Raw genomic sequence first — 20,676 nt, forward strand, 5'->3', positions numbered from 1 at the left:
GCCCGCCTGGCGGCTTTAGGGCCGAATGATACATAGGTGCGCATTACCGGTTATTCGATGCCCACCTGATTGCGCCCATTGTTCTTCGCCAGATACAGCCCCTTGTCCGCCGCCAGTATCAATTGCCGGCAATCACTGCCCGCTTGCGGGGTCAAGGTCGACAAGCCGATGCTGATGGTCAGGTGGGAGCCTTCGGTCGGGGAAATGTGCGGGATATTCAGACCGGCCACGGTCTGGCGCAGTTTTTCCGCGACCAGTCGCGCACCGCCCGGCGAGGTGTTGGGCAGGACCAGGGCGAATTCTTCGCCGCCATATCGGGCCGGCAGGTCGGAAGGTCGGGCGCTGGCTTCACGGATGGCCGTGGCGACCTTGCGCAAAGCTTCATCGCCTTCAAGATGGCCGAAGCTGTCGTTGTAGGACTTGAAGTAGTCCACGTCGATCATCAGCAATGACAGTTGACTCTGGTCACGCAAGGAACGTCGCCACTCCAGCTCCAGGTATTCGTCGAAATGACGACGGTTCGACAGGCCAGTCAGGCCGTCCGAGTTCATCAGGCGTTGCAGCACCAGGTTGGTGTCGAGCAATTGCTGCTGACTGACGCGCAATGCGCGGTACGCCGCGTCACGCTGCAGCAGCGTCATGTAGGAGCGCGAGTGATAGCGGATGCGCGCCACCAGTTCGATGTTGTCCGGCAGCTTGACCAAGTAATCGTTGGCCCCGGCCGCAAACGCCGCGCTTTTGATCAGCGGGTCTTCCTTGGTCGACAGGACAATGATCGGAATGTCCTTGGTCGCCGGGTGATTGCGGTATTCACGCACCAGGCTCAAACCGTCGAGGCCGGGCATGACCAGATCCTGCAGGATCACGGTCGGCTTGATCCGGATCGCCTGGGCAATCGCCTGGTGCGGGTCGGCGCAGAAGTGGAAGTCGATGTTTTCTTCATTCGCCAAGCCTCGGCGCACGGCCTCGCCGATCATTGCCTGATCGTCTACCAATAACACCATGGCGGCGTTTTCGTCGGTCTTGAAGTCATCGAGTTGTAGTTCATTCATGTGCGGTCACCTGAGTGCTGCCTGGGCCAGGATTGCTGCTAAGCGTAGTCATTTGGCGAGAATCTCCAGCAATCGCGGCGCGATCTTGTCCAGCGGGCGAATTTCCACGGCCGCGTCGATGGCCGCGGCCGCCTTTGGCATGCCGTACACCGCGCTGCTTTGTTGGTCCTGAGCAATGGTCAGGTAACCCTGTTGGCGCATGAGTTTAAGCCCCTGCGCACCATCGCGCCCCATACCGGTCAACAAAACACCGACGGCATCGCCGGTCCAGTAACTGGCGACGCTCTCGAAAAACACATCGATCGAGGGACGATAAATTTCGTTGACCGGCTCGGCGGTGTAGGCCAGCGTGCCGTTTTTCAACAAGCGGATATGGTGGTTGGTGCCGGCCAGCAGCACGGTGCCCGGTTGCGGCGGCTCGCCTTCCTGGGCCAGGCGCACGTTCAGGCCGCTGACGCTGCTGAGCCATTCGGCCATGCCGGCGGCGAACACCTGATCCACATGCTGAACAAGAACGATGGCCGCCGAGAAATCCCGGGGCAGTCCTTTAAGCAATATTTCCAGCGCCGCCGGGCCGCCAGCGGAAGAACCGATGGCGATCAGGCGCTGACGCGAGGCGGAACTGCGCAGCGGGCTCAGGGCCGGGCGCGCCCGATTGCCACGGTCACCGATCAGCCAGCCGATGTTCGTGATCTTGCGCAGTAACGGCGCCGCCGCTTCCTGAGGATTGCCGCCACCGACTGCCGGCGTGTCCACCACATCCAGCGCGCCGTGGCCCATGGCCTCGAATACCCGGTGCACGTTCTGCTGGCGGTCGACCGTGACGATCACGATGGCGCACGGCGTCTCGGCCATGATTCGCCGGGTTGCCTCGACGCCATCCATCACCGGCATGATCAGGTCCATCAGGATCAGGTCCGGGGTATATTCCGCACAGCGCTGCACCGCTTCGGCCCCATTGGCGGCGACCCAGACCACTTCGTGCGCCGGATCGAACGCGATGGCTCGGCGCAGCGCCTCCACGGCCATGGGCATGTCGTTGACGATTGCGATCTTCATGCCCGCGCTCCTCCGATGAGCTCGACCACTGCATCAAGCAGGGCGTCGTCATGAAAACTGGCTTTGGCTAGATAATAGTCGGCTCCGGCGTCCAGTCCACGACGACGGTCCTCTTCGCGGTCCTTGTAGGACACCACCATCACCGGCAGCGATTGCAATCGACTGTCCTGACGCAACAGCGACACCAGTTCGATGCCGTCCATGCGTGGCATATCAATGTCGGTAATCAACAGATCAAAATCCTCCGAACGCAGGGCGTTCCAGCCATCCATTCCATCGACCGCCACGGCGACGTCGTAGCCACGATTGAGCAGCAACTTGCGCTGCAACTCGCGCACGGTCAGCGAATCGTCGACCACCAGAATCCGCTTGCGTGCAGCTTCAACAACCTGATTGCCTTGACGGGCGATCCGCTCCAGCCGCCCTGTGTTGAGCAACTTGTCCACCGAACGCAGCATGTCTTCGACGTCGACGATCAACACCACCGAGCCGTCATCGAGCAATGCGCCGGCGGAAATGTCCTGCACTTTGCCCAGTCGCTCGTCCAGCGGCAAGACCACCAGCGTGCGCTCGCCGATAAACCGCTCGACCGCCACGCCGTAGACGGCCTCGCGCTCGCGGATCACCACGACCTTGAGGGTTTGCTGGCTGTTCTGGCTCGCCGGACGCTGGAGCAACTGGCTGGCCGCCACCAGCCCGACGTGCTGGCCTTCGTGCCAAAAGTGTTGACGACCTTCGACCTGCACGATGTCCGTCGGCTCCAGATCGCACATGCGTTCGATGTGGGCCAGCGGAAACGCATACGCCTCGTCGCCGACTTCCACCACCAGACTGCGCACCACCGACAGCGTCAGCGGCACTTCGAGGTGAAAGCGACTGCCCTCGCCCGCCGCCTGCTCCAGCACCACTGCGCCGCGTAATTGGCGAACCATGTGCTGGACCGCATCCAGGCCGACGCCGCGTCCGGACACTTCGGTGACCTTGTCCCGCAGGCTGAAACCTGGCAGGAACAGGAACGTCAACAGTTCTTCTTCGCTGAGCTGCGCGGCAGTGTCGGCGGGGGATAACTGCCGTTCGATGATGCTGCGGCGGACCTTTTCCAGATCGACGCCGTGGCCGTCATCGCTCAGTTCCAGTACCAGCAGGCCGGCCTGATGGGAGGCGCGCAGGCGGATCAAGCCCTCTTCCGGTTTGCCCGCCAGCAGTCGTTGCTCCGGGGATTCGATGCCGTGATCGACGGCGTTGCGCAGCAGATGCGTCAGCGGTGCTTCGAGCTTCTCCAGTACGTCGCGGTCGACCTGGGTTTTCTCGCCCTCGATCTCCAGCCGTACCTGTTTGCCGAGGCTGCGCCCGAGGTCGCGGACCATGCGCACTTGCCCGGTCAACACGTCGGCAAACGGCCGCATTCGGCAGGCCAGCGCCGTGTCGTACAACACTTGTGCGCGTTGGCTGGCCTGCCAGGCGAACTCGTCCAGCTCGGCGTTTTTTTCCACCAGCATTTGCTGGGACTCGGCGAGCAACCGGCGGGCGTCGTCGAGGGCTTCCCGGGCTTCCAGGCTCAAGGTGTGTTCCTTGAGATGCACGTTGAGGTTTTCCAGCGCCCGCAGACTGTTGCTCTGAACGCGCTTCAAGCGCTGCATGGTGGCCAGGTGCGGTTTGAGCCGCAGGGTTTCCACCAGGGACTTGCTCGACAGGTCGAGCAGGCTGTTCAAGCGTTCGGCGGTGACCCGCAGGACCCGCTCGCCGTTTTCTGTGGTGCGCTTGTTATTGCGCAGGGGCACGACGGGGTCGACGGGCACTTCCGGTGTTTCGGGCTCAGCCAGGACCGGATCGAGGACTGGAATCAGCAGATCGACAGCGGGGGCTTCTTCCTCGCTCATGAAAGGCGCAATCGGCGTGCTGATCGGTGCGGCGAGGGCCAGGGGGTCCAGCAAAAGCGCCATCAGGGCCACGTAATCATCGATGTCTGCAGAAGTCGGCGCGTTATTCGGCGTGGCGATGCGCATCAGCAAATCGGTGCCTTGCAGCAACGCATCGATGTGCTCGGGCCGCAGGTACAACCGCCCTTCCTGCGCGCTGACCAGGCAATCTTCCATTACATGGGCGACGCTGACGCCGGCATCGACCCCGACGATCCGCGCCGCGCCCTTGAGCGAATGCGCGGCGCGCATGCACGATTCGAGGTGATCGGCCTGGGTCGGATCGCGCTCCAGCGCCAACAGCCCCGCGCTCAGCACTTGGGTCTGTGCTTCGGCTTCGAGGCTGAACAGCTCCAGCAACGAGGCGTCGCGCATTTGCTCGGGGGTCATGTAAGGCTCCGGGTCACGGCGGACAGCAGCTGTTCTTCATCCAGCCAACGCAGGCTGCGACCTTTGAATTGCAACACGCCTCGGGTGTATTTGGCGCTGACGTGCGTGCCGGACCGGGACGCCGCGTCGAGCGTACGTTCGTCGATGGCGTGGATGCCGTCGACTTCGTCCACCCGCACCACCACCGGTCCGCCGTGGGCGGCGATGATCAGCATCCGTGGCATCACGCGCGCGCCGGACGCCACGCTGCTCGCGCCGTCCAGCCCGAGCAGCTCGACCAGCGACAGGCATGCGACCAACGCGCCGCGCACATTCGCCACGCCGAGCAACGCCCGGGAGCGCTGGTGCGGCAGCGAATGGATGGCTTGCAGCGGTGCCACTTCCACCAGGCTGCGAGTGGCCAGTGCCAGCCATTCTTCGCCGAGGCGGAACATCAGCAGCGAGCGGGTTTTGACATCGCTTTCGACCGCGACCGAGGCCTGCCCACGGTCCTCTTGCTGCAACGCGTAGCGGTCCAGCAAACGCGTGGCGGCCGCCGAGTACACTGCACAATTGCGGCAGTGGATGTGCTCGATCAATAGCGGGCAGGACTTGTCGCCGTGGATACCGATGCGGTTCCAGCAGTCGTCGATGGTCTGGGCGTCTTCATGGGTGAGGCGAAAGGTGTCAGCCGCGGTCATCGTTTGCGCTCACTGTCTGCGCGCTCGCTGCGGGCGGCGCGGTCCTGCAATCGTTTGGCGCCCGCCGTGTCGCCCTGGGATTGCAGCAAGGCTGCCAGGTGCATCAACGCGTCGGGGTGTTGCGGTTCGAGGTACAGCGCCTTGCGATAAAACCCCTGGGCTTCGAGGACACTGCCGGCGACATCGCTGAGCAGCCCCAGCCAGTAAAAAACCTGGGCCACTGGCTCATGGCTGCGCAAATAGCTTTCGCAGGCCGCCCGGGCTTCGGCGCTTTTGCCTTCGTTGGCCAGTGCGGCGATGTTTGCCAATAGCGTCGCGGTGTCCGGATTGGCGCTTTTACCCGGCACCGGCAGCGGCGTAGCGGTCAGGAAGGGCCGACTGCGCACGGGTGGCGGCGGCACGCTGCGCAAGGGTTGCCGCACCGGCAGCGGTGTCGGCACAAAGACCGGCATCGGCTCAGGCATATTCTGCCGACTGAATGCGAAAGACTGCGGGATGCCGATCGAGCGCATGCCGAACCGCCCAAGTAGACTGCCTTCCGCCGGGCCGATAAACAGCACGCCGTCGACATGGGTCAGGCGTTTGAGCACTTCGAACACTCGCTGCTGGGTCAGCTGGTCGAAATAGATCAGCAGGTTGCGGCAGAACACGAAGTCATAGGGCGGTTCGCTGGCCAGCAACCCCGGATCCAGCAGATTGCCGACCTGCAAACGCACTTGCTCCAGCACCCGTTCGCTGAGGCGGTAGCCATCATTCTCAGCGATGAAATGCCGCTCGCGAAAGGCGATGTCTTGGCCGCGGAACGAATTCTTGCCGTACAACGCGCGCCTGGCCTTCTCCACCGACAGCGGGCTGACGTCCATGCCGTCGACTTTGAATTGATGCGGTTTGAATCCGGCATCCAGCAGCGCCATGGCGATGGAATAGGGCTCTTCGCCAGTGGAACACGGCAGGCTGAGAATCCGCAGTGCGCGCATGTGGTTGATGTCGGCCAGGCGTTTCGCCGCCAGTTTCGCCAGGGTGGCGAAGGATTCCGGGTAACGGAAAAACCAGGTTTCAGGGACGATCACCGCTTCGATCAGCGCTTGCTGCTCGTCCCGCGAGCCCTGCAGGAGGTGCCAATACTCATCGGCGTCCCGCGCATTGGAGGCCGTGCTGCGCTGGCGCACTGCGCGCTCAATGATCGCCGGGCCCACCGAGGTCACGTCGAGACCAATGCACTCCTTTAGGAAATCGAAAAACCGCTGATCGCTGCTCATGGCCGCTCCCCAAGCAGTGCCAGGTCCAAGGGCGTTGCCGGAAACAGCAACGCACGAACCTCGTTATCCAGCAGATCGGCGACCCGCACCCATTGCAGCAAACCCTGCGCATCTTCACGCACGGGTCCGAGGTATGGCGCCTGGCGATTATCCAGTCCATAAGGCTGGAAATCCGCCGGGTTGCAACGCAGCGTATCGGTCGCCTGCTCAAGGATCAGCCCGAGCAACTGCGCCTCGCCGGCTTCATCCGGGCGGTAATGGACCAGCACCAGTCGGGTGCTGGTGCGTGCCTGCGCCGGTTGACCAAAGGTCAGCGCACTGAGGTCAATCACCGGCACCACCGCGCCGCGATAGGCGAACACCCCGGCGACCCAGTCCGGTGCGCGGGGAATCGGCTTCAAGGGCAGGCGCGGCAGCACTTCCGCGACTTCGATCGCTTGCAGGGCATAACGCTCGCTGCCGATGCGAAACACCAGAAACAATGCGTGCAACGCCGGCTTCACGGCGGTGCGTTTGGCCGTGAGTTCGCTCATCAGACTTTGAATCGCGAGACGCCGCTGCGCAGCCCGACGGCCACCTGGCTCAGTTCGTCGATGGCAAAACTGGCCTGACGCAAGGACTCGACGGTCTGGCTGCTGGCATCACCCAGTTGCACCAGCGCGTGGTTGATCTGTTCGGCACCGGTGGCTTGGGCCTGCATGCCTTCGTTGACCATCAACACCCGCGGCGCGAGCGCCTGGACCTGATGAATGATCTGCGACAGCTGCTCGCCGACCTGCTGAACCTCGGACATGCCGCGGCGCACTTCTTCGGAGAATTTGTCCATGCCCATGACCCCGGCCGATACCGCCGACTGAATTTCGCGGACCATTTGCTCGATGTCGTAGGTGGCCACGGCGGTCTGGTCGGCCAAGCGTCGCACTTCGGTGGCAACCACGGCAAAACCGCGGCCATATTCACCGGCCTTTTCCGCTTCGATGGCGGCGTTCAACGACAACAGGTTGGTCTGGTCGGCCACTTTGACGATGGTCACCACCACCTGATTGATGTTGCCGGCCTTCTCGTTGAGAATCGCCAGTTTGGCGTTGACCAGATCCGCAGCACCCATCACCGAGTGCATGGTCTCTTCCATGCGCGCCAGGCCCTGTTGCCCGGAACCGGCGGCCACTGAGGCCTGATCGGCAGCGGTGGTGACCTCGGTCATGGTGCGCACCAGGTCACGGGAGGTGGCGGCGATTTCCCGGGACGTCGCACCGATCTCGGTGGTGGTGGCGGCGGTTTCGGTGGCGGTGGCTTGTTGTTGCTTGGAGGTGGCCGCGATTTCGGTGACCGATGTGGTGACTTGCACCGATGAGCGCTGGGCCTGGGACACCAGGGAGGTGAGCTCGGTCATCATGTCGTTGAAGCCGGTTTCCACGGCGCCGAATTCGTCTTTGCGCTCCAGGTTCAAGCGGCCACTGAGGTCGCCGGTGCGCATGATTTCGAGGATCTGCACGATACGGTTCATCGGCGCCATGATCGCGCGCATCAGCAACAGGCCGCAGAGGGCGGCGGCCAATACCGCCACCAGCAGGGAAATGCCCATGATGACTTTGGCGGTAAACACCGCATCATCAATGTTCACCATGTCCTGATCGGCCACGACTTTGTTCTCGCGCAGGATGTCATTGAGCTTCATGCGCCCTGCGGTCCAGGCCGGGGTCAGTTGGTCGTTGAACAACTTGATGGCTTCGGCTTCCTGATTGCGCTTATGCAAGTCAAGCACCGCGGCCAGCAGTTTGCCGTATTGCTCATGGATTTTTTCGAAAGCCGCGAACTCGACCCTGTCCTCGTCCGTGGTGATGGTCATTCGATAGTCACTCATCGCATTGATCACACGGGCTTCAAACCCCTTGAAGTCGGCGGCGTCTTCAGCACTGATGCCCTGCCCCTCCTTCAGGCCGAGCATTTCCTGAATCTGCAGAAAACTGTCGACCCAGGCGCCACGAATCGTCGAACTGTAATAGACCCCGGGCAGTGCGTCGTCACGCACGCTTTCTTCACTGGTTTCGATCTTCAGCAGCCGCGAATACGAGACGACGACCATCAGCAACATGATGGTGATAATTACCGCAAAGCTCGCCAAAATGCGTTGGCGCAACGTCCAGTTCTTCACAGTCAGTCCTCGGGGCCATTTCAAATGCTGGGGAGTATAGCCGAGGGCGGTGTTTCATTTATAAGACGGATGCGCGGCAGTGCTCATCTCGATGATTGAGGAGTGTGGCGATGTCGATCTTGAGATCAATGCGAAACTGGAGGGCTCCTACAAAGAAGCCTGGCGCACCTGCTTTTCCAGCTCGGCCTTTAAACCCGGATCAAGCTTCAACTGGCGGGCCAGTTCGTCCAGATAGGACTTTTCCATGAAGTTCTCCTCGTCCACCAGCATCACACTGGCGATGTACATCTCAGCCGCCATTTCCGGGGTGCTGGCGGCGCGTGCGACATCGGTCGGGTCCAGCGGTTTGTTCAGTTCGGCGTGCAGCCAGTGCTGCAACTCCCGGTCACTGTCGAGTTTGGTGAACTCGCCCTCAATCAACGTGCGCTCACGCTCATCGACATGACCGTCAGCCTTGGCAGCCGCCACTAACGCCTTGAGAATCGCCTGACTGTGCTGCTCGACCTGCGCCGGCGGAATGCGGTCCACGGTTTGCGGTTCCTGCTTGGGTGCCGTGCCCTGCTGAGCCTGCCAGTTACCGTAAGCCTTGTAGGCAATGACGCCCAATGCCGCGAGACCGCCATAAATGGCGACTTTTCCGCCCACCTTGCGCACTTTCTTGTTGCCGATCAGCAGGCCCATGGCGCCCGCCGCCAGCGCGCCGCCGCCCGCGCCTTTGAGCAAACCGCCGAGCGCACCCGAACCGCCGCTACCGCCGAGCAACCCACCCAGTCCGCCACCGGAGGCCTTGTTCTGCGCGCTACCGGCCTTGTTTTGCAGCAAGTCCTGGCCGGACTTGAGCAGCTGATCAAGCAATCCACGGGTAATCATTTTCCGCCTCCAAAAAGGGTTTTACCGGACATAAGGCCAACAGCCTAGATCGAAAGTGCCCTGCCCCTGCGGCTCAGAGTGCTTCCAGATGTTGCTCATCTCCTGTAATGCTAAAAAGCCTATCGATTAAAAAGATATACACTCAGACAAATCTATAAAAACTGCCCACCGGGTACTGCTCAATGATGACCTTGCGTCAGATTCGTCATTTCATCGCCGTGGCCGAGACCGGCTCGATCTCCGCCGCCGCGCAAACCGCGTTCATTTCCCAATCGACCCTGACCCTGGCCATCCAGCAACTGGAGCAGGAAATCGGCGTCAGTCTGTTCAACCGGCATGCCAAAGGCATGACGCTGACCCACCAGGGCCACCAGTTCCTGCGCCAGGCACACCTGATTCTGGCGACCGTCGACAACGCCAAGCGCAGCCTGCAACAGAGCACCGACCAGGTTGCCGGGCAGTTGATCATCGGCGTAACCAGTTTGGTTGCTGGCTACTACCTCGCGGACTTGCTCACGCGTTTTCAACGCGCCTACCCCAACGTCGAACTTCGCGTGATGGAAGACGAGCGGCCCTATATCGAGCATTTGCTGGTCAGCGGCGAGATCGACGTCGGCGTGCTGATCCTTTCCAACCTCGAAGATCGCCACGCCTTGCAAACCGAAGTGCTGACCCATTCACCGCACCGTTTGTGGCTGCCGGCGCAGCATCCACTGCTGGAACACGACAGCATCAACCTCGCCGATGTGACCCGCGAGCCGCTGATTCAACTGAATGTCGATGAAATGGACCGCAACGCCCAGCGCATGTGGTCGGCAGCGGCACTTCAGCCGCGCATCACCCTCAGAACCGCCTCGACCGAAGCGGTGCGAAGCCTGGTTGCCGCTGGCCTGGGCGTGTCGATCCAGCCCGACATGACCTACCGCCCGTGGTCGCTGGAGGGCGACATCATTGAAGCGCGACCGATTGCCGACTTGAGCCAGACCCTCGACGTCGGCCTGGCATGGCGCCGTGGCACGGCGCGACCGGCGCTGGTCGATCCATTCCTGACCGTCGCCCGCGAGCAACCTCACGGCGGGCGCAAGCCATCTATTTAATCGAACGCCACCTTCAGTATTTAGTATTTGTCGACCTCGGGTCCGCGCACTAGTCTTGTTGCATCTATAAGACGGCCGGGGCCCAGTCACAGGGAGCACCCATAATGGCCACACAAGAAAAGAGAACCCGAAAAATGGCTGGCGCGCAGACCCCGTTGTTCACCGCGTTGTTGATCGATGGCGAACTGGTTGCAGGTCAGGGTTTCGTCGAGCCGATTCTCAACCCGGCCACCGGTGAAGTGTTGACGCACATCGCCGAAGCCAGTACCGAGCAAGTCGAAGCCGCGATCCTCGCCGCTCACCATGCGTTCGGTAGTTGGTCACGGACCACGCCGCAGCAGCGCTCCAACCTGTTGCTGGACATCGCCAACGCCATCGAAAAACAGGCCGACCTGCTCGCCCGCCTCGAATCCCTGAACTGCGGCAAACCGTTGCACCTCGCGCGTCAGGACGACCTGAACGCGACCGTCGATGTGTTCCGTTTCTTCGCCGGCGCCGTGCGCTGCCAGACCGGGCAGCTCAGCGGCGAATACATGCCGGGTTACACCAGCATGGTGCGCCGCGATCCAATTGGCGTGGTCGCGTCGATTGCGCCGTGGAACTACCCGATCATGATGGCCGCGTGGAAAATCGCCCCGGCCCTCGCCGCCGGCAACACGCTGGTGTTCAAGCCCTCCGAGCACACGCCGCTGTCGATCCTGGCCTTGGCGCCAGCGCTGGCCGAGATCTTGCCGCGCGGGGTGATCAACATTATTTGCGGCGGCGGTGAAGGCGTCGGCAGCCACCTGGTCAGCCACCCGAAAATCCGTATGGTGTCGCTGACCGGCGATATCGTCACCGGGCAAAAAATCCTCCAGGCCGCCGCAAAAACCCTGAAACGTACGCACCTCGAACTCGGCGGCAAAGCCCCGGTGATCGTCTGCAACGATGCGGATATCCAGGCGGTGGTCGACGGTGTGCGCTCCTACGGTTATTACAACGCCGGTCAGGATTGCACCGCCGCTTGCCGAATTTATGCACAGGCCGGGATTCACGACCGCTTGGTCGCGGAACTCGGTGCGGCGGTCAGCAGCCTGCGGTTCGCCGGAAAACGCGACGCCGACAACGAACTCGGACCACTGATCAGCACCCGCCAGCGCGATCGCGTGTCCAGTTTTGTCGAACGCGCCCTCAGCCAGCCACACATCGAGCGCGTGACGGGCGCCGCCGTGCATTCCGGCGCCGGTTTCTTTTATCAGCCGACCCTGCTGGCCGGTTGCAAACAAAGCGATGAAATCGTCCAGCGTGAAGTGTTCGGGCCGGTGGTGACGGTGACCCGTTTCGACCAACTCGAACAAGCAGTGGACTGGGCCAACGATTCGGAATACGGCCTCGCCTCTTCGGTCTGGACCCAGAACCTCGACAAGGCGATGCAGGTTGCGGCGCGGTTGCAATACGGCTGCACCTGGATCAACAGCCATTTCATGCTGGTCAGCGAAATGCCCCACGGCGGCCTGAAACGGTCCGGCTACGGCAAAGACCTGTCCAGCGATTCGCTTCAGGACTACAGCGTGGTGCGGCACATCATGGCCCGGCATAGCCGGGAGCTGTAAGCAACAAGCTACAAGCTACAAGTCAAAGCCGTGCGCGATTCGCTGTTACTTGCAGCTTGCGGCTTGAAGCTTGCAGCTACTCTCAACCAATCACTAATAAACAAAAGAGAGGTTCCCATGTTCGTGCACAAGACCGCACTGCTCAGTGCAATCACCACAGCGCTGGTGGCCAGTGCCAGTATCCAGGCCGCCGAACCGTTGAAAGCGGTCGGTGCCGGCGAAGGTCAGCTGGATATCGTCGCCTGGCCGGGCTACATCGAACGTGGCGAAAGTGACAAGGCCTACGATTGGGTGACCGGTTTCGAGAAGGAAACCGGCTGCAAGGTCAACGTGAAAACCGCCGCGACCTCAGATGAGATGGTCAGCCTGATGTCCAAGGGCGGCTACGACCTGGTGACCGCGTCGGGCGATGCGTCGCTGCGATTGATCGGCGGCAAGCGTGTGCAGTCGATCAACACCGCGTTGATCCCGAACTGGAAGAACATTGATCCGCGCCTGAAAGATGGCCCGTGGTACGTCGTCAATAAACAAACCTACGGCACGCCCTATCAGTGGGGCCCGAACGTGTTGATGTACAACACCAACGTGTTCAAGACCGCGCCGGACAGCTGGAGCGTGGTGTTCGAAGAACAGACCCTGCCGGACGGCAAATCCAACAAGGGCCGGGTTCAGGCGTACGACGGTCCGATCTACATCGCCGACGCGGCGCTCTATCTCAAATCGACCAAGCCGGAACTGGGCATCAAGAACCCGTACGAGCTCAACGAAGAACAGTACAAAGCCGCGCTGGACCTGCTGCGCAAACAGCAGCCGCTGATCCACCGTTACTGGCATGACGCGACCGTGCAGATGAGTGACGTCAAGAACGAAGGCGTCGTGGCGTCCAGCACCTGGGGCTACATGGTCAACGGCCTGATCGCGGACAAACAGCCGGTGGCGTCGGTGATTCCGAAAGAAGGCTCAACCGGTTGGGCCGACACCACCATGTTGCACGCTGAAGCCAAGCACCCGAACTGCGCCTACAAGTGGATGGACTGGTCGCTGCAACCGAAAGTCCAGGGCGACGTAGCGGCGTGGTTCGGCTCGTTGCCAGCGGTTCCGGCGGCGTGCAAGGACAACGAATTGCTCGGCGCCGAGGGCTGCAAAACCAACGGTTTCGACCAGTTCGAGAAGATCGCCTTCTGGAAAACCCCGCAGGCTGAAGGCGGAAAATTCGTGCCATACAGCCGCTGGACCCAGGACTACATCGCGATCATGGGCGGTCGCTAGCCTCTGAGTTGACGCAGTGCCCTGTGGGAGCGGGCTTGCTCGCGAAAGGGTCATCACATTCAACATTGATGTTGGCTGACCCTGCGCTTTCGCGAGCAAGCCCGCTCCCACAGTTGATCCGTATTACCCGTGGAAGCGAGCTTGCTCGCGAAGCTTTTACAGATTCTGATTTTCGGAGCACCGCACCATGACGCTTGCAGTCCAGTTCACCAACGTTTCCCGTCTATTCGGCGAAGTGAAAGCCGTAGACCGGGTTTCCATCGACATCCAGGACGGCGAGTTCTTTTCCATGCTGGGCCCTTCGGGTTCGGGCAAAACCACCTGTTTGCGCCTGATCGCCGGTTTCGAACAACCGAGTGCAGGCTCGATCCGTATTCATGGCGAAGAAGCCGCCGGGCTGCCGCCGTACGAGCGTGACGTCAACACCGTGTTTCAGGACTACGCGTTGTTCCCGCACATGAACGTGCTCGACAACGTCGCCTACGGTTTGAAAGTAAAAGGCGTCGGCAAAACCGAACGCCACAAACGCGCCGAAGAAGCCCTCGACATGGTCGCCCTCGGCGGTTACGGCGAGCGCAAACCGGTGCAACTCTCCGGTGGTCAGCGCCAGCGTGTGGCCCTGGCTCGCGCCCTGGTCAATCGTCCTAGAGTGTTGCTGCTCGATGAACCCCTCGGCGCCCTCGACTTGAAGCTGCGCGAGCAAATGCAAAGTGAGCTGAAGAAGCTGCAACGCCAACTCGGCATCACCTTCATTTTCGTCACCCACGATCAAACCGAAGCGCTGTCAATGTCCGACCGCGTGGCGGTTTTCAACAAGGGTCGCATTGAACAAGTCGATACTCCGCGCAACCTCTACATGAAACCCGCCACCACCTTTGTCGCGGAATTCGTTGGCACCTCCAACGTGATTCGCGGTGATCTGGCGCGGCAGATCAGCGGCAACCCGCAACCGTTTTCGATTCGCCCGGAACACGTGCGTTTCGCCGACGGCCCGTTGGCCAGCCACGAGATCGAAGTCAGCGGCCTGCTCCACGACATTCAGTACCAGGGCAGCGCGACCCGCTATGAAGTGAAACTGGAAAACGGCCAGACGCTGAACATCAGCCATGCCAATAACCAGTGGCTGGATGTCAGCGCGCAGCATCAGACCGGGCAACGCATCAGCGCACGCTGGGCGCGGGAAGCGATGATCCCGCTGCACGACACCGTAGGCGGGGTGTGACATGACCAGCGTGGCGCTCCCTCAAACTCCGGCCAGCGGCTCGCCGTTGCGCAGGTTTTCCAACCTGCTGTATCGCCGGCCGAATTTTTACCTGTCGCTGCTGCTGGTGCCGCCGCTGCTGTGGTTCGGCGCGATCTACCTCGGTTCGCTGCTGGCACTGCTGTGGCAAGGTTTCTACACCTTCGACGACTTCACCATGGCAGTCACGCCGGACCTGACCCTGGCAAACTTCGCCGCGCTGTTCCAGCCGGCGAACTTCGACATCATCCTGCGCACCCTGAGCATGGCCGTGGTGGTGTCGATCGCCAGCGCCATCGTCGCGTTCCCGATTGCCTACTACATGGCGCGCTACACCACCGGCAAGACCAAGGCGTTTTTCTACATCGCGGTGATGATGCCGATGTGGGCCAGTTATATCGTCAAGGCCTACGCCTGGACCTTGTTGCTGGCCAAGGGCGGCGTGGCGCAGTGGTTCGTTCAACACCTGGGACTGGAGCCGGTGTTGCAGTTCGTATTGGGCATCCCGGGTGTCGGCGGCAGCACGTTGTCGACCTCGCACCTGGGGCGATTCATGGTGTTCGTTTACATCTGGTTGCCGTTCATGATCCTGCCGATCCAGGCCGCGCTGGAACGTTTACCGCCCTCGCTGCTGCAAGCCTCGGCCGACCTTGGCGCCAAGCCGCGCCAGACCTTTATGCAGGTGATCCTGCCCCTGTCGATTCCGGGCATCGCCGCCGGTTCGATTTTCACTTTTTCGCTGACCCTGGGCGACTTCATCGTGCCGCAACTGGTGGGCCCGCCGGGCTACTTCGTCGGCAGCATGGTGTATGCCCAGCAAGGTGCGATCGGCAACATGCCGATGGCGGCAGCGTTCACGCTGGTGCCGATAGTGCTGATCGCCATCTACCTGACCATCGTCAAACGACTGGGGGCCTTCGATGCACTCTGAGCGAGCTTCTTTAGGCCTGCGCATCGCAGCCTGGGGCGGGTTGGTGTTTCTGCACTTCCCGATCCTGATCATTTTCATCTATGCCTTCAACACCGAGGACACGGCGTTCAGCTTTCCGCCCAAGGGCTTCACCCTGAAGTGGATCGGCGTGGCGTTTTCGCGCCCCGACGTGCTGGAAGCAATCAAGTTGTCGCTGCAGATCGCCTCTGTCGCAACGTTGATTGCACTGGTCCTCGGCACGCTGGCTTCGGCGGCGTTGTACCGACGGGATTTCTTCGGCAAGCAAGGCATCTCGCTGATGCTGATTCTGCCGATCGCGTTGCCGGGGATCATCACCGGGATCGCGCTGCTGGCGACGTTCAAGTCGCTGGGGATCGAGCCGGGAATGTTCACCATCATCGTCGGTCACGCGACCTTTTGCGTAGTGATCGTCTACAACAACGTCATCGCCCGTTTGCGTCGCACTTCGCACAGTTTGATCGAAGCTTCGATGGACCTCGGTGCTGACGGTTGGCAGACCTTTCGCTACATCGTCTTGCCGAGCCTCAGCTCGGCGTTGCTCGCCGGCGGCATGCTCGCGTTCGCGCTGTCGTTCGACGAAATCATCGTCACCACGTTCACCGCTGGCCATGAACGCACCTTGCCGCTTTGGCTGCTCAACCAGCTCAGCCGCCCCCGGGATGTACCGGTGACCAACGTCGTCGCGATGCTGGTGATGATGGTGACCATGCTGCCGATTCTCGGCGCGTATTACCTGACCCGTGGCGGCGAGAGTGTGGCGGGAAGTGGCGGGAAGTAACGGGAATCGGTTTCAAAACAAGAATTGCCTACAGAGGACAATGCCATGCAAACCAAACTCTTGATCAACGGCCAACTGCTCGACGGCGAAGGGCCCGCCCAACCGGTATTCAACCCGGCCCTCGGTCGCGTGCTGGTGGACATCAACGAAGCCACTGAAGCCCAGGTCGACGCAGCCGTACGCGCTGCCGATGCCGCGTTTGAAAGCTGGTCGCAAACCCCGCCGAAAGACCGCTCGCTGCTGCTGCTGAAACTCGCCGACGCCATCGAAGCCCACGGCGAGGAACTGGCGAAACTGGAATCCGACAACTGTGGCAAACCCTACGGCGCCGCGCTGAACGACGAGATCCCGGCGATTGCCGACGTGTTCCGTTTCTTCGCCGGCGCCAGCCGCTGCATGAGCGGTTCGGCCGGCGGTGAATACCTGGCCGGCCACACCTCGATGATCCGCCGCGACCCGGTGGGCGTAATCGCCTCCATTGCGCCGTGGAACTACCCGCTGATGATGGTCGCCTGGAAAATCGCCCCGGCCCTCGCTGCAGGTAATACCGTGGTGCTCAAACCGTCGGAACAAACCCCGCTGACCGCGTTGCGTCTGGCCGAAATCGCGTCGGAAATTTTCCCGGCCGGCGTACTCAACCTGGTATTTGGCCGTGGTCCTACGGTTGGCAGCCCATTGGTCACCCACCCGAAAGTGCGCATGGTCTCGCTGACCGGCTCGATCGCCACCGGTGCGAACATCATTTCCAGCACCGCCGACAGCGTCAAACGCATGCACATGGAACTGGGCGGCAAGGCCCCGGTGATCATCTTCGACGACGCCGACATCGATGCCGCCGTGGAAGGCATCCGTACCTTCGGTTTCTACAACGCCGGTCAGGATTGCACCGCCGCGTGCCGCATCTACGCGCAGGCCGGCATCTACGAAAAATTCGTCGAGAAGCTCGGCGCAGCGGTCAGCAGCATCAAGTACGGCTTGCAGGATGACCCGGCGACCGAGCTCGGTCCGCTGATCACCGCACAGCATCGCGACCGCGTGGCCGGGTTTGTCGAACGCGCCGTAGCGCAATCGCACATTCGCTTGATCACTGGCGGCAAAGCCGTTGAAGGCAACGGTTTTTTCTTCGAGCCGACGGTGTTGGCCGATGCACAGCAGGATGACGAAATCGTCCGTCGTGAAGTGTTCGGGCCAGTGGTCTCGGTCACCAAGTTCAGCGATGAAGCGCAGGTGCTCGGCTGGGCCAACGATTCGGATTACGGCCTGGCTTCATCGGTGTGGACCGCCGACGTCGGTCGCGCCCATCGCTTGGCGGCGCGTTTGCAGTACGGCTGCACCTGGGTGAACACGCACTTCATGCTCGTCAGCGAAATGCCCCATGGCGGTCAGAAATTGTCCGGCTACGGGAAGGACATGTCGATGTACGGGCTGGAGGATTACACCGTTGTGCGGCATGTGATGTTCAAGCATTAAAGGCGTCACCGTTTCAGAGTAAAAACCGGCACCACGCACCACCAGGTTTACACCACAACAATAACCACCGATCCGGGCAGCGCCATCACGGCTCTGCCACGTTTTCGGACATCCGAAATCTGCCGATTTTCCGGAGCTAACACACTATGAGCGCATCACCCGAACTCTCTGCAGGCGCTGTCGACAGCGATGCCGAGCAACTCCGCAAGCTGGGTTACACCTCCAACTTCAATCGCAGCATGAGCCTGTGGGAAAACTTCGCCCTGGGCTTCACTTACCTGTCTCCGGTCGTAGGGGTTTATACCCTCTTCGGCCTGTGCCTGGCCGCCGGTGGGCCTCCGATGTTCTGGGCCTACTTGCTGGTCGGTTGCGGCCAACTGCTGGTGTGTCTGATCTTCGGTGAAGTGGTTTCGCAATTCCCGATTTCCGGTGGTGTCTACCCATGGGCTCGCCGCCTGGTAGGCAAACGCTGGGCGTGGATGGTTGGCTGGATCTACTCGATCGCACTGTGCGTCACCATCGCCGCCGTTGCGGTGGGTGCCGGTCCGTACCTGGCCGCCATGCTGGGCTTCGAACCAAGCAACAACACCAACATCATCATCGCCCTGGTGCTGACGCTGTTCGCGACCCTGGTCAACCTCAGCGGCACCAAAGTGCTGGCGCGGATCGCCATGTTCGGCTTCCTCTGCGAGCTGGTCGGCGCAGTGATCGTCGGCGTGTACCTGCTGATTTTCGAACGTCATCAACCGATCAGCGTGCTGTTCAACACCTTCGACATCAGCATCAACGGCTCCTACCTGCCGGCCTTCCTCACCGCTTCGCTGGCGGGGATGTTCCTGTACTACGGCTTCGAGGCCTGCGGCGACGTGGCCGAAGAAACCCCGAACCCCAGCAAGCAGATTCCGGTGGCCATGCGTATGACCATCTACATCGGCGGCATCTCTGCCATGTTCGCTTGCCTGGCGCTGATCCTCGCCGTGCCGGACATGCAAGCCGTGATCAACGGCACCGACAAGGACCCGGTCACCACCATCCTCAACAACGCCTTCGGCCCGGTCGGTTCAAAAGTGGTGATGGGCGTGGTGATGATTTCCTTCATCTCCTGCGTCATCAGCCTGCAAGCGGCGGCGAGCCGACTGCTGTACTCCTACGCTCGCGATGAAATGGTCATCGGCAGCTCGCTGCTGAAAAAGATCTCTCCTACGACTCAGGTTCCAGTCGCGGCACTGTTCGTCTCCGGTGTCCTGCCCGCGCTGATCATTATCCTCGGCTTCTTCCTGCAAGACGCCGTGGCCACCATCGTCAGCTTCGCCGCGATCGGCATCTACCTCGCGTTCCAGATGATCGTCCTCGCTGCACTGTATGCACGCCTGAAAGGCTGGAAACCCAGCGGCAAATTCACCCTCGGCGCCTGGGGCTGGGCAGTCAACATCGGCGCGCTGGTCTACGGCGTCGGCGCCATCATCAACATGGCCTGGCCACGCACACCGGATGCGGCGTGGTACATCAACTACGCAATGGTGCTGAGCACGGCGATCGTGATTGGATTGGGGCTGGTTTATATGTGGATTGCCAAGCCGTATGACCATGGGACGGCGCCGGCTGGGGATGCGTGGAAGGTGAGTCACTAAGAACGATTGCCCCGGGATCATCTGAGATTCCGGGGCAAGCTTTATCCGTCAGACGACATCTTGCGTCTCCCCGCAACTCAGCCATCAATTCATCCGTACGCCCTTTGATATCAGTTTCCCCCCGCACCGCCTCGAAGCGATCGAGGGTATAGGTCTCGGGTTTCGAGTGGCTACCGTCAGTCATAGATCTGTTCCTTGTGCGCAACTCAATGGATTCGAAAAATAGTGGAAAAGCTAATCCTCTACGCACACCTCAAATACACCTGAAAGCCACACCTATTTCACCCCAACCATATTCCCCCGACACAACCGCTTCCTCCACGCCATCATCCAGGCCAACCAAGCCTGGTTCTGCGTCCATGACCTGGGACGTCTGATGGGCCGCCCGCTTGACCAACGACTCACCCAAAAACTCGATCCCGATCAGCGCCGATATGTCTGGCTGCTGAAGAACGGCAAAACGGTCGAATCGCTCATGGTCAGCGAGTCCGGAATGTACGCATTGCTGGTCCACCATTTCGTTCCGGAAAACCGTAACCTGCGCCAATGGCTGAGTAACGAGGTCGTACCGGCGCTGCATGAGTCGAGCGCGATGCCGTTGAACACCGTTCCAGGCATGAGTTCGTTGCAATGGGGCGGAATCTCGGTGCCGCTGCTGCACTGGCAAGAGTCGGCGTGGATCAAGTGGCGGGACATGCCTGATCTGGCGCAGGCGCAGCGACCTTTCCCGATAATGGGTACGTGTAGCTGAAATGTAGGAGCGAGCTTGCTCGCGATGGACTTTAACGATGACGCGTGTTTCCTGAATCAACGCGACGGTCATTAGTTCATCGCGAGCAAGCTCGCTCCTACAGTGGTCAGCATTTCAAAAATTTCTGCTTTCACCTCCCTTCAGGTGTTTCTTCGCTTATCCATTTTCGGCCGTGACAGAAATGTCACGGCCGAAATCCTAATACCCCTTCAAAACCGCGAAACACTGCGCATCGCATCCACCAGATACCGCATCGCTATCCGGTCGTTTTCCGACAGCTCGCGATACCTTTCCACCAGCTTCAATTCCTCAGAATTAAGCCGACGCCTTCGCCGCCCGAGTCCCAGGCAGGGGAAGATTCCCAACAATTCGGTGATGCCTTGTACTTTCGACATGGACGATGTCCCTCTCTACGTCAAAGAAAACTTCAGATACCGCATCGCCCTTCGTTTTTTCAGCCGCTTCCTTGTACCAACTGAATCCCACCGGCCTGAGGGCAGAAACCGGTTATG

General features: G+C 61.0%; 18 protein-coding genes. 9 read left to right on the forward strand and 9 right to left on the reverse strand.

Annotated features, from left to right (window positions below):
* Positions 1–50: 50 nt before the first annotated feature.
* The 8 genes from ACYZT4_RS15465 to ACYZT4_RS15500 form a co-directional block, all read right to left on the reverse strand.
* Complete coding sequence (locus tag ACYZT4_RS15465) at positions 51–1,052, reverse strand: diguanylate cyclase domain-containing protein (RefSeq protein ID WP_461980994.1); 1,002 nt, start codon at positions 1,050–1,052, stop codon at positions 51–53.
* A 48-nt stretch (positions 1,053–1,100) separates the two neighbouring features.
* Positions 1,101–2,111 carry a chemotaxis-specific protein-glutamate methyltransferase CheB gene (gene cheB, locus ACYZT4_RS15470; RefSeq protein WP_461980996.1) on the reverse strand — a complete coding sequence of 337 codons (1,011 nt, stop codon included), beginning with the start codon at positions 2,109–2,111 and terminating at the stop codon, positions 1,101–1,103.
* Complete coding sequence (locus ACYZT4_RS15475) at positions 2,108–4,420, reverse strand: response regulator (protein WP_461980998.1); 2,313 nt, start codon at positions 4,418–4,420, stop codon at positions 2,108–2,110. Before ACYZT4_RS15475 ends, cheB begins: the two co-directional genes overlap by 4 nt.
* Complete coding sequence (locus ACYZT4_RS15480; protein ID WP_461981000.1) at positions 4,417–5,100, reverse strand: chemotaxis protein CheW; 684 nt, start codon at positions 5,098–5,100, stop codon at positions 4,417–4,419. Before ACYZT4_RS15480 ends, ACYZT4_RS15475 begins: the two co-directional genes overlap by 4 nt.
* On the reverse strand, positions 5,097–6,359 hold the full coding sequence (locus ACYZT4_RS15485) for a CheR family methyltransferase (protein WP_461981002.1): 1,263 nt from the start codon (positions 6,357–6,359) through the stop codon (positions 5,097–5,099). Before ACYZT4_RS15485 ends, ACYZT4_RS15480 begins: the two co-directional genes overlap by 4 nt.
* Entirely contained in the window at positions 6,356–6,892 is a 537-nt protein-coding gene (locus ACYZT4_RS15490) for a chemotaxis protein CheW (protein WP_461981004.1), read from the reverse strand. The genes ACYZT4_RS15485 and ACYZT4_RS15490 overlap by 4 nt, the downstream gene beginning before the upstream one ends.
* Complete coding sequence (locus tag ACYZT4_RS15495; protein WP_461981006.1) at positions 6,892–8,514, reverse strand: methyl-accepting chemotaxis protein; 1,623 nt, start codon at positions 8,512–8,514, stop codon at positions 6,892–6,894. The genes ACYZT4_RS15490 and ACYZT4_RS15495 overlap by 1 nt, the downstream gene beginning before the upstream one ends.
* A gap of 147 nt (positions 8,515–8,661) precedes the next feature.
* Positions 8,662–9,384 carry a tellurite resistance TerB family protein gene (locus tag ACYZT4_RS15500; protein WP_461981008.1) on the reverse strand — a complete coding sequence of 241 codons (723 nt, stop codon included), beginning with the start codon at positions 9,382–9,384 and terminating at the stop codon, positions 8,662–8,664.
* A 182-nt stretch (positions 9,385–9,566) separates the two neighbouring features.
* Here ACYZT4_RS15500 and ACYZT4_RS15505 point away from each other — a divergent pair, with 182 nt between their 5' ends.
* The 9 genes from ACYZT4_RS15505 (at position 9,567) to ACYZT4_RS15545 (ending at position 20,164) form a co-directional block, all read left to right on the forward strand.
* Positions 9,567–10,481, forward strand: coding sequence for a LysR family transcriptional regulator (locus ACYZT4_RS15505; RefSeq protein WP_461981010.1), 915 nt, complete (start codon positions 9,567–9,569; stop codon positions 10,479–10,481).
* Between the two features lie 104 nt (positions 10,482–10,585).
* A complete protein-coding gene (locus tag ACYZT4_RS15510; protein WP_461981012.1) occupies positions 10,586–12,073 on the forward strand; it encodes a gamma-aminobutyraldehyde dehydrogenase in 1,488 nt (495 codons plus the stop codon).
* Between the two features lie 117 nt (positions 12,074–12,190).
* Complete coding sequence (gene ydcS / locus ACYZT4_RS15515) at positions 12,191–13,342, forward strand: putative ABC transporter substrate-binding protein YdcS (RefSeq protein WP_461981014.1); 1,152 nt, start codon at positions 12,191–12,193, stop codon at positions 13,340–13,342.
* Between the two features lie 187 nt (positions 13,343–13,529).
* The gene (locus ACYZT4_RS15520) at positions 13,530–14,564 is read left to right on the forward strand and encodes an ABC transporter ATP-binding protein (RefSeq protein ID WP_461981016.1); all 1,035 of its coding nucleotides are present in this window, start codon (positions 13,530–13,532) and stop codon (positions 14,562–14,564) included.
* Position 14,565: 1 nt separating this feature from the next.
* Complete coding sequence (locus ACYZT4_RS15525; RefSeq protein WP_461981018.1) at positions 14,566–15,513, forward strand: ABC transporter permease; 948 nt, start codon at positions 14,566–14,568, stop codon at positions 15,511–15,513.
* Positions 15,503–16,312, forward strand: coding sequence for an ABC transporter permease (locus ACYZT4_RS15530; protein ID WP_461981020.1), 810 nt, complete (start codon positions 15,503–15,505; stop codon positions 16,310–16,312). The genes ACYZT4_RS15525 and ACYZT4_RS15530 overlap by 11 nt, the downstream gene beginning before the upstream one ends.
* A gap of 45 nt (positions 16,313–16,357) precedes the next feature.
* Complete coding sequence (locus ACYZT4_RS15535) at positions 16,358–17,782, forward strand: gamma-aminobutyraldehyde dehydrogenase (protein WP_461981022.1); 1,425 nt, start codon at positions 16,358–16,360, stop codon at positions 17,780–17,782.
* Between the two features lie 146 nt (positions 17,783–17,928).
* Positions 17,929–19,413 carry an APC family permease gene (locus tag ACYZT4_RS15540; protein ID WP_461981024.1) on the forward strand — a complete coding sequence of 495 codons (1,485 nt, stop codon included), beginning with the start codon at positions 17,929–17,931 and terminating at the stop codon, positions 19,411–19,413.
* A gap of 292 nt (positions 19,414–19,705) precedes the next feature.
* Positions 19,706–20,164: a BRO-N domain-containing protein gene (locus ACYZT4_RS15545; RefSeq protein ID WP_461988696.1), complete on the forward strand. Its 459-nt coding sequence runs from the start codon at positions 19,706–19,708 to the stop codon at positions 20,162–20,164.
* Positions 20,165–20,373: 209 nt separating this feature from the next.
* Here ACYZT4_RS15545 and ACYZT4_RS15550 read toward each other — a convergent pair whose 3' ends face one another.
* On the reverse strand, positions 20,374–20,559 hold the full coding sequence (locus ACYZT4_RS15550) for a hypothetical protein (RefSeq protein WP_461981026.1): 186 nt from the start codon (positions 20,557–20,559) through the stop codon (positions 20,374–20,376).
* Positions 20,560–20,676: the final 117 nt, after the last annotated feature.

The sequence above is a fragment of the Pseudomonas sp. GB2N2 genome (genome assembly GCF_054897705.1).